General features: G+C 63.0%; 11 protein-coding genes and 1 riboswitch. Of the genes, 10 read left to right on the forward strand and 1 reads right to left on the reverse strand.

The genetic code is table 11. The annotated features are described in order from the left end of the window. Positions 1–400 precede the first annotated feature (400 nt). The 6 genes from KW821_RS17780 to cbl all read left to right on the forward strand — a co-directional run bounded on the left by KW821_RS17780 (position 401) and on the right by cbl (position 6568). Positions 401–1402, forward strand: a complete 1002-nt coding sequence (locus KW821_RS17780; protein ID WP_218292384.1) for a sulfate ABC transporter substrate-binding protein — start codon at positions 401–403, stop codon at positions 1400–1402. A 39-nt stretch (positions 1403–1441) separates the two neighbouring features. After that, entirely contained in the window at positions 1442–2017 is a 576-nt protein-coding gene (locus tag KW821_RS17785) for an alpha/beta hydrolase (RefSeq protein ID WP_042653332.1), read from the forward strand. A 297-nt stretch (positions 2018–2314) separates the two neighbouring features. Continuing rightward, positions 2315–3154 carry a sulfate ABC transporter permease subunit CysT gene (gene cysT / locus KW821_RS17790; RefSeq protein ID WP_042653333.1) on the forward strand — a complete coding sequence of 280 codons (840 nt, stop codon included), beginning with the start codon at positions 2315–2317 and terminating at the stop codon, positions 3152–3154. Next, complete coding sequence (gene cysW / locus KW821_RS17795) at positions 3151–4038, forward strand: sulfate ABC transporter permease subunit CysW (RefSeq protein WP_218292385.1); 888 nt, start codon at positions 3151–3153, stop codon at positions 4036–4038. Before cysT ends, cysW begins: the two co-directional genes overlap by 4 nt. 97 nt (positions 4039–4135) lie before the next feature. Next, entirely contained in the window at positions 4136–5203 is a 1068-nt protein-coding gene (locus KW821_RS17800) for a sulfate/molybdate ABC transporter ATP-binding protein (protein WP_042653335.1), read from the forward strand. A gap of 417 nt (positions 5204–5620) precedes the next feature. Continuing rightward, entirely contained in the window at positions 5621–6568 is a 948-nt protein-coding gene (cbl, locus tag KW821_RS17805; protein WP_042653336.1) for an HTH-type transcriptional regulator Cbl, read from the forward strand. 67 nt (positions 6569–6635) lie between these two features. Here the strand turns inward: cbl and gbpA are convergent, their stop codons facing one another. Further along, positions 6636–8060: an N-acetylglucosamine-binding protein GbpA gene (gene gbpA / locus KW821_RS17810; RefSeq protein ID WP_218292386.1), complete on the reverse strand. Its 1425-nt coding sequence runs from the start codon at positions 8058–8060 to the stop codon at positions 6636–6638. A 65-nt stretch (positions 8061–8125) separates the two neighbouring features. Continuing rightward, positions 8126–8211, reverse strand: a riboswitch (cyclic di-GMP riboswitch). Positions 8212–8676: 465 nt separating this feature from the next. On the opposite strand from gbpA, the gene KW821_RS17815 reads away from it, so the two are divergent. From KW821_RS17815 to KW821_RS17830, 4 genes are all read left to right on the forward strand, one after another. After that, a complete protein-coding gene (locus tag KW821_RS17815; protein WP_218292387.1) occupies positions 8677–10527 on the forward strand; it encodes a M3 family metallopeptidase in 1851 nt (616 codons plus the stop codon). Positions 10528–10938: 411 nt separating this feature from the next. Further along, a complete protein-coding gene (locus tag KW821_RS17820; protein ID WP_042653339.1) occupies positions 10939–11415 on the forward strand; it encodes a murein L,D-transpeptidase family protein in 477 nt (158 codons plus the stop codon). 121 nt (positions 11416–11536) lie between these two features. Then, positions 11537–12250: an AzlC family ABC transporter permease gene (locus KW821_RS17825; RefSeq protein WP_218292388.1), complete on the forward strand. Its 714-nt coding sequence runs from the start codon at positions 11537–11539 to the stop codon at positions 12248–12250. Between the two features lie 2 nt (positions 12251–12252). Next, on the forward strand, positions 12253–12594 hold the full coding sequence (locus tag KW821_RS17830; RefSeq protein WP_042653341.1) for an AzlD domain-containing protein: 342 nt from the start codon (positions 12253–12255) through the stop codon (positions 12592–12594). The last annotated feature ends 71 nt before the right edge of the window (positions 12595–12665 follow it).

Consider the following 12665-nt stretch of genomic DNA (forward strand, 5'->3'; position numbering starts at 1 on the left):
GAATACCGGCCTGTCACGCCGGGGGTCGCGGGTTCGAGTCCCGTCCGCTCCGCCAATGATTAAGAAGCCCAGTCGAAAGACTGGGCTTTTTTTCATGTCTGCAATTTGCCATAGAATCGCCCAGTTTTGGCTCAATGCCAAGTCGCTGAAACATTATCCGTAAACATTACACCATCCCATCCATCCCTATCCCATTCCTCTGCCAACCTGGCTGAACTCAACCCCTTCCTGATACGTCTATACCATGTCGCCGGGCGGTGGAGAGGTGGCTAGCAGAGCGCATTGCAGTTCAATGTTGATCTGATATGCGTAAAAGAGATAAGCAAAGCGCTATTTCTTTCTTCCTGGCATATGAAGGAGGAGGCATTCTGTACTCAACCCAACGATATGGAGTATCACTATGAAACTGCGAATGACCGCCCTCACCCTGTTATCCCTGCTGGCACTCGGCCAGGCCAATGCTGCCGAGATCCGTCTGCTCAACGTCTCCTACGATCCGACCCGCGAGCTGTTCCAGGAATATAACGGCGCCTTCGCCAAGGAGTGGAAAGCCAAGACCGGTGATGATGTGGTGGTGAGCCAGTCACACGGTGGCTCCGGTAAACAGGCTCGCGCTGTAGTGGACGGGCTGGAGGCCGATGTGGTGTCGCTGGCGCTGGCCTATGACGTCAATGCCGTGGCCAAGGCGGGTCTTACCTCCCCGGACTGGGAGGGCCGACTGGCCAATAATGCTTCCCCCTATACCTCCACCATCGTCTTCCTGGTTCGCAAGGATAACCCCAAGCAGATCAAGGATTGGGATGATCTGGTGCGCAAGGATGTCGCCATCGTGACCCCCAACCCCAAGACCTCCGGCGGGGCGCGCTGGAACTATCTGGCGGCCTGGGGCTATGCCCTGAAGAAGAGCGGCAGTGAAGAGGGGGCCAAGCAGTTCGTCGGTGATCTGTACAAGAACGTGAAGGTGCTGGATTCCGGAGCCCGTGGCGCCACCACCAGCTTCATCGAGCGCGGCCTCGGCGATGTCTTGCTGGCCTGGGAAAACGAAGCCCTGCTGGTGCTGAGTCAGCCGGGTACTCGTGACAACTTCGAACTGGTGGTGCCATCCGTCTCCATCCTGGCCGAGCCGCCAGTCGCCGTGGTGGACAAGGTCGCCAAGAAGCACGGCACCGAAGCCGTCGCCAAGGCTTATCTCGACTACCTCTACTCCGACGAGGGGCAGCGGATCATCGCCAAGAACCACTACCGCCCCACCAATCTGGCTGTCCTGAAGGAGACCTCGGCTCAGTTCCCCACTCTGAACCTGTTCACCGTCAAGGATCTGGAAGGGGATTGGGACAAGGCGCAGAAGAAGCACTTCGCCCAGGGCGGGCTGTTTGACCAGATTTATCAACCGGGCAGCTAAGCCACGCTGGCCCCTGTGCCAGCAGATAGGAGCACCATGATGAACAAGATCCTTCTGGTACCCGGTCTGCACAACAGTGGGCCGGATCACTGGCAGAGCCGCTGGCATCAGCACTTCCCCCACTGGCAGCGGATGGTCGGTCTGCCATGGGACAAGCCGGACCTCACCGTCTGGAGCGCCAAACTGGCGAGTAAACTCAGGAGCCGGCGCAGCCAGGTTCACTTGGTGGCGCACTCCTTCGGGGCACTGACGGCCATCGCCGCAGCTAGGCTGCAACCGGAGAAGGTCGCCTCGATCCTGATAGTGGCGCCTGCGGATCCGGCTCGCTTCGGCATCCCGGATGAGGCACTGGCAGGCTCCGTCAAGGTCTCTGCCCAGCTCATCGCCAGTCGCAACGATCCCTGGATGACGTTCGAGCGGGCCGAATACTGGAGTCGCCAGTGGCAGGTGCCGCTGTTCGATGCCGGCGAGGTGGGCCATATCAATGCCCAGTCCGGCCATGGGGAGTGGGGCCAAGGGCTTAACCTGCTGGGTACCCTCTATCGCCGGGCCGAGATGGTGGTCGAGCCGGTCCCGACGGAATGGGGCAAGCGGGCGGCCCTCAGTTTTCGTTAACCCTTCACCATCAGACACGGCAAGGAGGCTCACAGTTACCAGATAATTCGTCATCTCCGTCATCTCCGTCAGCGTGCGCTCGTCGCGCTGACCTCAGGTTTCAAGGTTCCACGGCTCCGTTTGGTTAGGTCTTTTATTTATATAAAAGACCTTTTTTATTTTTACGGGGCTAAAGGCCTTGTTCCGCCGTCGTTAGACAAAAAAGTGATTAGCAAAGGCGTTATTGGTGTTTGTTGCCCCTGGCAGGAGTGAGCAGAATCGCTATATCGAAAGATGTTTATAACAAATGGATGTGTTATGCGATTAAGTTCTTATTCCGTCCTGCCAGGCCTGGGCCCGACGCTGGGCTTCAGCCTGCTCTACCTGAGCATACTGGTGCTGCTGCCACTCTCGGCGCTGGTGCTGTTTGCGGTGAACCACCTGAGCGCCGCCGAGTTCTGGCAGGTTATCGGCTCTCCCCGGGTACTCGCCTCCTTTAGGCTCAGCTTCGGGGCGGCCTTCATCGCGGCCCTGCTCAATAGCCTGTTCGGCCTGATCCTGGCCTGGGTGCTGGTGCGTTACACCTTCCCCGGCCGTCGCTTGGTGGATGCGCTGATCGACCTGCCGTTCGCCATGCCCACCGCGGTGTCCGGTATCGCCCTGTGCGCCATCTTCGCCCCCAACGGCTGGATCGGCCAGTGGGTCGCCCCCTTTGGCATCGAGCTCGCCTACAACCCCATAGGGGTGGTGATCGCACTCACCTTCATCGGTCTGCCCTTCGTGGTGCGCACCCTGCAACCCGTGCTACGGGAGGCCGAGAGCGAGCAGGAGGAGGCCGCCGCCAGCCTGGGTGCCAACCGCTGGCAGACCTTCGCCCGGGTGCTCTGGCCTACTCTGATCCCGGCGCTGCTCACCGGCTTCGCGCTGGCGTTTGCCCGCGGGGTGGGGGAGTACGGCTCCGTCATCTTCATCGCCGGCAACCTGCCCATGGTGTCCGAGATAGCGCCGCTGATGATCATGAGCCACCTGGAGGAGTACGACTACGCCGGCGCCTCCGCCATCGCCGCCGTCATGCTGCTCATCTCCTTCATCCTGTTATTGCTGATCAACAAGCTACAAGCCTGGAGCTGGGCCCGCATCGGAGGGAGCCGGATATGAACACCTCGACCATTACCCTAGACACCGTTGTCCAGACGAGTGCGGCGGAGCGACATCAGGCCGTCACCCGCGAGCCGGTCTGGGTCAAGTGGCTGCTGATCTCGCTCGGACTTGGCTGGTTCGCCGCGCTTTTGCTGTTGCCGCTGGCGACCGTCTTCATCCAGGCATTGTCACCGGGATTGGTCTTCTTCTGGCACGCCATCAGCGAGCCGGATGCCCTGAGCGCGCTCGGGCTCACCGCCCTGGTGACCCTCTGCTCGGTGCCGCTCAATCTGCTGTTCGGGCTCGCCGCCGCCTGGGCCATCGCCCGTTTTCGCTTCCCGGGCCGGCAATTGCTCATCACCATCATCGATCTGCCGTTCTCGGTCTCGCCGGTGATAGCGGGGCTGATGTTCGTGCTGATGTTCGGCAGCCGCGGCTGGTTTGGCGACTGGCTCAGCGAGCACGACATCAAGATCATCTTCGCCACCCCGGGGATCATCCTGGCGACCACCTTCATCACTGTGCCCTTCGTGGTGCGCGAGCTGCTGCCGCAGATGGAGGCCCGCGGGCCGGAAGAGGAGGAGGCTGCCATCATGCTGGGGGCGAGCGGCCTGCAGATGTTCTGGCGGGTGACCCTGCCCGGCATTCGCTGGAGCCTGATGTATGGGGTGCTGCTCTGTACCGCCAGGGCGGTGGGGGAATTTGGTGCCGTCTCAGTGGTGTCGGGCCACATTCGCGGCCAGACCAACACCCTGCCGCTGCACATCGAGATCCTCTACAACGAGTACCAGACCGGCGCCGCCTTCGCGGTGGCCAGCCTGTTGGCCCTGTTCGGGATCTTCACCCTGCTGGGGGAGACCCTGTTGGCCAGGTTGCGTGGTCAGCCCACCAAATCCCATTGATATGGATTCGGGGATTATTGCGCGAGTGGCTCGGCGGAGTGCTCAGCCCAACCCAATCCATCACTGATTTCGATTTAACGGTTTACGAGAGGCAGCCATGAGCATTCAGGTCCAAGGACTCAACAAGCACTTCAACCAATATGCGGCCCTGGCCGACATCAACCTCGATTTTCACGACGGTGAACTGGTGGCGCTGCTGGGGCCGTCCGGTTGCGGCAAGACCACGCTGCTGCGCATCATCGCCGGGCTGGAGCAGGCCGACAGCGGCAACGTCATCATCCGGGGGGAGGATGCCTCGGCCCTCCATGTGCGCGAGCGCAACGTCGGCTTCGTGTTTCAGCACTATGCGCTGTTCCGTCACATGACGGTGTTCGAGAACGTGGCGTTCGGCTTGAGGGTCAAGCCGAGGAGCGAGCGCCCGAGCGAGGCTGCCATCCGCAGCCGGGTCAAGGAGCTGCTGGATCTGGTCCAGCTCAGCCACGTGGCCGACCGTTATCCGACCCAGCTTTCCGGTGGCCAGCGTCAGCGGGTCGCCCTGGCCCGCGCCCTGGCGGTGCAGCCCAAGGTGCTGCTGCTGGATGAGCCGTTCGGTGCCCTCGACGCCCAGGTGCGCAAGGAGTTGCGCCGCTGGCTGCGGGAACTGCACGACGAGCTGCACGTCACCAGCCTGTTCGTGACCCACGATCAGGAGGAGGCGCTGGAGGTGGCGGATCGCGTCGTCTTGATGAATGCCGGCCGGGTCGAGCAGATCGGCACCCCGGCCGAGGTCTATGACCAGCCCGCCAGCTCCTTCGTGCACAGCTTCCTCGGCAGCGTGAACCTGTTCCGCGGCCGGGTGGCGGAGCAGGGGCTCGGCATCGGCGAACAGCGGCTGGGGGGATCCGCCATCTCCCATCTGGCCCAGGGCAGTGCCGCCATCGCCTATGTGCGGCCCCACGAGCTGGAGATCCTGCCCGCCGATGCGCCCGGTGGCATCAGTGCCACCATCACCCGTCTGCTGCCCATGGGGCCGCGGATCCGGGTCGAGCTGCGCGGCACCGGGGATACCCAAGGGGCGCATTTCGAGGCCGAGCTGAGCAAGGAGGCCGCGAGGGCCTTCGCGCCGGGGCAGGGGGTGCGCCTGGTGGCCAAGCAGGCGCAGCTCTATCCGGACTATCAGATCTGATGGAGCGGACTCCGTTCATGGCTGTTAAGGCTCGGCTCTATCCCAAATCATCAGATCTGATGGAGCGGACTCCGTTCATGGCTGTTAAGGCTCGGCTCTATCCCAAATCATCAGATCTGATGGAGCGGACTCCGTTCGTGGCTGTTAAGGCTCGGCTCTATCCCAAATCATCAGATCTGATGGAGCGGACTCCGTTCGTGACTGTTAAGGCTCGGCTCTATCCCAAATCATCAGATCTGAGGGAGCCGAATTCGTGGTGGGGAGGCTTGGCTCTTATCCCCGGAAGATCGGTGGCGGCTTGCCCGCGCCGGTGAAGCAGTTTCAGGTTTGCGGCCCGGCATGAGCCCGGGCTGGCAATAAAACAAGAAGGCGGCGGCGGGTTGGACCCGACGGCCGGTCAGCGCAGGAGGCGATGACGTGAATTTTCAGCAACTACGCATTATCCGGGAGGCGGCGCGGCGGGACTACAACCTGACCGAGGTTGCCAACGCCCTGTTCACCTCCCAGTCCGGAGTCAGCCGCCATATCCGCGAGCTGGAGGAGGAGCTCGGGCTGGAGCTGTTCATCCGCTACGGCAAGCGGCTGCTCGGCATGACGGAGCCGGGCAAGGAGCTGCTGGTGATCGCCGAGCGGATCCTCAACGACGCCAACAACATCCGCAAGTTGGCCAGCACCTTCGCCAACCGGGATTCGGGCCGGCTGCTGGTGGCGACCACGCACACCCAGGCGCGCTACGCCCTGCCGCGGGTGGTGAAGGCCTTTCGCGAGCAGTTCCCGCTGGTGCAGCTGGAGCTGCGCCAAGGCGGGCCGGAGGAGATAGTGCGGCTGGTGCAGACCGGCGAGGTGGATATCGGCATCAGCAGCGAGCAGCTCGACAAGAGCGAAGGGGTGGTGGCCTTCCCCTACTACCGCTGGCATCACAACATAGTGGTGCCCGAGCAGCATCCCCTGACCGCCGAGCGGGAGCTGACCCTGGAGGCGCTGGCGAACTGGCCCATCATCACCTACCAGGCCGGGTTGACCGGCCGGGCGCGGGTGGATGAGGCCTTCGCCGAGGCGGGGATAGCGCCGCAGATCCTGCTGACCGCCCAGGACTCCGACGTCATCAAGACCTATGTCGAGCTGGAGATGGGGGTCGGCATACTGGCGGACATGGCGTTCGACGCCCAGCGTGACAAGGGACTGGTGCAGCTCGATGGCAGCCGGCTGTTCGCACCGCACACCGCCTGGATCGGGCTCAAGCAGGGGCAGTTCCAGCACAACTTCGCCTGGCAGTTCATCCAGCTCTGCAACCCGGAGCTGGCGCTGGCCGAGATCCAGGCCCGCGCCATGAGCCACGAGCCGGCCCTCGATTACCAGATCTGAATGGGCTGACATGCCATAAACAAACAGGGAGCCATCGGCTCCCTGTTTGTTTATCTGTCGATGCGCGTTATTTCAGTTCGGTCCAGGCATCCTGCCAGTTGCTGCCCACGCCGGGCTCATACTGGGTCGCCGAGCTGGACCAGATAGTGCACCAGCCGCTGTAGGGGTAGGGCTTGCACTGATACACCTTGCCGTTCTTGGGCTGCAGCACCTTGGTGCCCGCGGTGTAGGACTTCAGGCCCTCCGGGAAGCTGAACTGGTAGTCACCGCCGCTGGCCGGATCCTTGAGCATCAGATCCAGGGTCTGCTGCAGCGGCTCGCCACCCGCCTTGGGCTTGCCCTCGATCACCAGCTGATGGTGGCCCGCGCTCAGGCCGCTCACCGGCATGGTGAAGCTTTGGCTGCTGTCCTTGATGTCGGCGCCGGTCTGGCCCTTGGCGACACCGCCATGGTCATACAGGGTATTGGTGACGGCGAGGTCCCCTTGCGCCGTGACGGTGAAGGCCAGGGTGACGCTGCCGTTGTCGAGCAGGTACTCGCTCTCCAGACCGCTCACGTTGATGTCGTTGCCCACCGGCGGTTGTTGCTGTTCGAGCTGGATCTCGACCCGTTGCAGGTTGCTGCCCGCCTTCAGGTAGATGGGGTTCTGGCCGTAGACCGGGTTGAACTGGCCGTCGCCACCCTGCTGACCGGCACGGATCTGGCTCTGCTCGGCGTTGATCTTGCCCGCCAGATCGTGAGCCCAGTTGTTCTTCTGGCCCTGCTCGGCGTTGGCGATGGTCAGCACCGTCTGCAGATCGGTGCGCTCGCCGCTGGCGTCGAACACCCGGGTCCTGGCCTTGTCGCCGGCCGCGAGATCGGTGGAGGGGTAGATGGTCCCGCCCTGGCTCCAGCTCAGCGGGGGCTGGGTGCCGCCTTCGAAGCGGGCGTCGATCAGGTTGTAGAAGCTGTTAGCGGTATCGCCCACTTCCCACACTCCGAGAATGACCTGGTAGCCGGTGCGTGCCGGCAGGGTGCACTGGTGGGTGACCTGCTTGGGCGGCTGCACCATGTTGCCTTCGATCACGCAGAATGGATTGAGATCGAAGGAGTCGCGGGTCAGCGGCTGGTTCGGGTTCCACTCCTGCTTGGTGAGGTAGTAGCGCCAGTTGCGGGTCACGTGGTTGGCGGTGAAGCTCCAGCTGATAGCGAAGGGCCCGGCCTGCACCTCGCGCTTGGTCCAGCGATCGCTGGTCTGGGCATTGAGCTCACCGAATTGCGGGTGGCCGGCCGAGGCGATCTGGCCGTCGGCGGGGCCGCCGTTGGGGAAGCCGGACGGTGCCTCCAGACTCTGGGGCTCCCACTGGATGGCGCCACACTGGCTGTTGCCGCCGGTCTTGCACAGATAGTTGCGCCCCTCCGGCTGGTTGATATAGCCGTGGGCGAGTGCGCCGCCACTGGCCAGCAACGCCAGCGCCGCGGTCACATGATTGAGTTGAATTTTTGCTGCCATACATTCCTCTGTTCGGTGATGTGGGCAGTCAAGTTGGCAGGGGAAATCCCCGATACACACCTGGGTGTGGCAACCCCGCTATCCTGGACGACATGTCTTTAGACCGGAGGCTTTGCGTCCTGGCCTTTCAACCAGTTTGCCAAATGACTACATAAATGGTCATGGTGTCGCATTTGAAGACGACACATCATCATGACTTATTTTGATTAAATTATTAAGTGTAAATCTTTACAGTTCGACTCATCGGAGTAGTGCCATTACTTAACTTTCTGTTTTTGCATGGGTATTCCCCTGGTCATGTTCACTGCCCCGGGTTGTTGTTCTGATTAATATTCAGATTTCACGCATCTTATACTGAGGCGGCATCCCCTTGCCAACCCTGGACTCCATGGCAGGGGCCGGGGACCCGAGCCGAGGGGGATCCTTCAGGGATCCGCCGGCTACCTGGGGTCGGAGTGTGCCCGCTCATGGCCCCCATGAGCAGCAGACAGACAGGCCCGCTTTTGATAGCGTGGTGACGCGCATCCCGGCGCACGTTTGTCCCGGCCCCGACCGGGGAGGGACACCACCAAAAAGGAACGGATGGCCAGACGCCACCGATAACAAGAGGGAATTTATGAGTTCCATTGCCAGGAATTACCTTAACCAGCTCAACGCCGACTACCTGCGGGTGCACAGGCGCAAGGAGGATCTGTTCTGGTCCACCTACATGGGCACCAGCGACGATCAGGCCGGCTTCACCGCCGCCGAGCAGGCCTACAAGGCGTTCTGTGCCAATCCGGCGCGGCTGCCGGAGCTGAGGGAGATGCTTGCCCGGGCCGACGGGGCGGATCTCAGACGCGGCCTGGGGGGCTGGATCGCCTTCTTCGAGTGCAACGTCATCGAGGATCCGGCGGCGGCGGCCCTGATGGACGAGCTGGTGGTCGCCGAGGCGGACCTGTTCGCTCGTCGCAAGGGCTTGAAGCTGAGCCTGCTGGACGAGCAGGGCCGCCAGGTGGCCGGTAGCCTGCCGGCGGCCAGCACCAGCCTGGCCGCCAGCCCGAGCGAGGCGGTGCGCCAGAGTGCCCTCGACATGTTCCACAGCCTGGAGCAGTGGGTGGTCGACCATGGCTACCTGGACGTAGTGGCGCTGCGCAACCGCTTCGCCCGCGCCATGGGCTATCGCGACTACTTCGATTACAAGGTGCGCAAGAACGAGCAGATGAGCCCGGAGCAGCTGTTTGCGGTGCTGGATGACTTCATCGAGCGCACCGAAGAGCGGGTGCACCTGAGCCTGGCCGAGCTGAAGGCGGCGAAGGGGGCGGCGGCGCTGCTGCCCCACAACCTGCGCTACTTCGTCAGCGGCGACGTGACCCGCCAGCTCGATCCTTACGTGCCCTTCTCGCGGGCGCTGCAGGATTGGGTCGAGAGCTTCCGCCGGCTCGGCATCCAGTATCGGGAGGCGACCCTCACCCTGGACTTGCTGACCCGGGAGGGGAAATACGAGAACGGCTTCTGCCACGGCCCGGTACCGAGCTTCTGGCAGGAGGGGCAATGGGTGCCGGCCGTGGTCAACTTCACCAGCCTGGCCAATCCGTCTCAGGTGGGCAGCGGCTGGAGCGGCCTCAACACCCTGTTCCACGAGGGGGGCCACGCCGCCCACTTCGCGAACGTGACCGGCAACGCCCCCTGCTTCTCCCAGGAGTTCCCGCCCACCTCCATGGCCTATGCCGAGACCCAGTCCATGTTCTGCGACAGCCTGCTGGACGATGCGGACTGGCTCAAGCGCTATGCCAGGAGCGAGAGCGGGAAGCCCATCCCGGATGCGCTCATCGGGGCCATGATCGAGGCGCGGCAGCCATTTCGCGCCTTCAACGAGCGGCAGATCGCGCTGGTCTCCTACTTCGAGCGGGATCTCTACGCCATGGCCGATGGCGATCGCACCCCGGCCACTGTGCTGGCGCTGGCCCGCCGCTGGGAGCGCAAGATCCTGGGGGTGGAGAGCCCGCGGCCGCTGCTGGCGATCCCGCACCTGCTCAACCAGGAGTCGGCCTGCGCCTACCACGGCTACCTGCTGGCGTTGATGGCGGTGGAGCAGACCCGTGCCTACTTCCTGCGGCGCGACGGTTATCTCACCGACAACCCGCGCATCGGACCGGATCTGGCCGCCCACTACTGGGGGCCGGGCAATGGCATGACCCACGATCAGACCCTGCAGAGCCTCACCGGCGAGGGCTTCAGCGCCGCTCCCCTGGCACGGGTGTGCAACCAGAGCGTGGCCGAGGCCTGGGAGCTGGCATCGGCCAGCATGGCGGCGGCGCGGCAGCGGCCACCCGCCGGCGAGGGCAGCCCGCTCAATGCCCGCATCCGGGTGGTGCACGGGGAGGCGCTCATCGCCGACAACAGCGAGTCGGAGGCGCGCATGCTGGCCGACTTCGAGGCCTGGATCCGGCGCCACTACCAGGCCGAGCCAGCTTCTATCGGCTAAGGGATCCTCACCCACCACAGAGCCCTGCCCCTTGGCAGGGCTCTGTCATTTCTGCGCGCTGGTCACGCCCCCGGTCGCGCGGCTGGACGGGGTTATCGGGGACGGATGGCGGCGGGGAGGCGCGGCGGCGCCTGTGGGGGTCATGCCGGATCCCGGGGTGGGGGCTGAGAGGGGGCTTGAATGAGACACTTGAAACGACCGCTTGGCGCCATCTAGCTGTTTTAGCTATTAATTAATGTGATGGGGAGATGGATGGATGGGGCGCTCGTCACGCTGGTCACAGATATGTTTCTCTGGATATATTGAGTATTGATGGCGATCCCATATCATGGCGCTCGCTCGCCACCAGAGAGTGGCGATATTCAGATGATTTGCTAACAAAAAAGCCCTGAAGGCTTGTCGAGGGATGGAATGAGAGCCGTATTACTGTGTTTGCTGGGGCTGTGGCCCGCCTTAAGTTTTGCCACCCTGTCTGCCGACATGATAGTGGTCAAGAAGTCGAGCTATAGCCTGACCCTGATGAAGGATGGCAAGGAAGTCAAACGCTACTGGATCGCCCTGGGCCCGGCCCCGAAGGGACACAAGTTGCGGGAAGGGGATCAGCGCACACCGGAAGGGCGTTACATCCTCGACTACAAGAAGACCAACTCCGGTTATTACAAGGCCATCCACATCAACTACCCGAATCTGGATGACATCAAGATGGCCAACGAGAAGGGCGTCAATCCCGGTGGCATGATCATGATCCACGGTCAGCGCAACGACATCGGCAACCGTCGTCTGCAGCCGTCCAACTGGACCAACGGCTGCATCGCCATGCTCAACCATGATCTGGACGAGGTGTGGAGCGCCATCGAACCCGGCACCCCCATCATCATCCAGCCCTGATCCCGGTTCCTCACGCCCGCCATCGCGCGGGCGTGTCATTTCCCCCTGACGATGGCGTGACATCCCCGCCTGCGCCGTGCTAGTTTTTCCGGCTCGCCGTGGATGTAACAAGGATGATCCCATGATGTCAGGAACGAGCGCCCCCGCGCCCGGGAGTACCCGCGCGCTCTGGTGGCGTGCCTCCCTCGATATTTTGCCCCTCTCCATCTCCGTCATCCCCTGGGGGATACTGTGCGGTGCCCTGGCGCTGCAGGTGGGGCTGAGCCCGTTGCAGGCCCAGCTGATGTCGCTGCTGGTCTATGCCGGTGCCGCCCAGCTCTCGGCCACCACCCTGTTCGGGGCCGGCACCCCTTTGCTGCCCATAGTGGGCTCCACCTTCGTCATCACCTCCCAGCACCTGCTGTACGGCTTCACCTTTCGTCGGGACGTGCTGCCGCTCTCCCTGCGCTGGCGTGCCAGCCTCGCCTTCTTCCTGACCGACGAGATGTTCGCGGTGGCGCTCAAGGAGAGGGAGCGCAGCGGCGTCTTCAACCCCGGCTATGCGCTGATCGCGGGCTTCGTGTTCTACCTGTTCTGGAACCTGGCGACCCTGCTCGGCATCGCCGCCGGTCAGTACATAGACGGGCTGGATCGGATGGGGCTGGACTTTGCCATCGCCGCCACCTTCATCGCCATGACCATACCCGCCCTCAAGAACCTGCCCATGGTGGCGGCGACTGTGGTGAGCGGCGGCACTGCGCTGCTCACCAAGCCGCTGCTGGCGGAGGTCTACATCATCATCTCGGCGCTGGCCGGCATGCTGGTGGGCTATGTGCTGCACCGGATGAGGAGATAACCATGAGCTGGCTGATGATAGGCCTGCTGGCCCTGATCACCTTCTTCAACCGCTTCGCCTTCTTCTCGCGGCTGACCCGCTATCAGCCGGGCGCCGAGATGGGGGCCTTCCTCAGCTTCTCGGCCCAGTCGGTGCTGACCGCCATCTGGCTGCCCATCGTCTTCAGCTATGAGCCGGGCAAGGGGTTGGACTGGGATCCTGACTATCTGGCCGCGACCCTGCTGGTGACGGCCCTGACCCTGCTGCGCCTGCCGACCCTGCTGGTGGTCGTGATCGGCATGGGGGGCTTCTTCCTGCTGCGCTGGCAGGGGGGGCTCGCCAGCGTGCTGCCCTGGTTGGGCTAGGGCGTGATCCCGCATAACGGATGTCTGTTTATGACATCCGTTATGTTGTGAATGTCACTTCAAAAAAGGCC

It is taken from the genome of Aeromonas sp. sif2416 (assembly GCF_019218665.1).
Lineage (GTDB): Bacteria > Pseudomonadota > Gammaproteobacteria > Enterobacterales > Aeromonadaceae > Aeromonas > Aeromonas encheleia.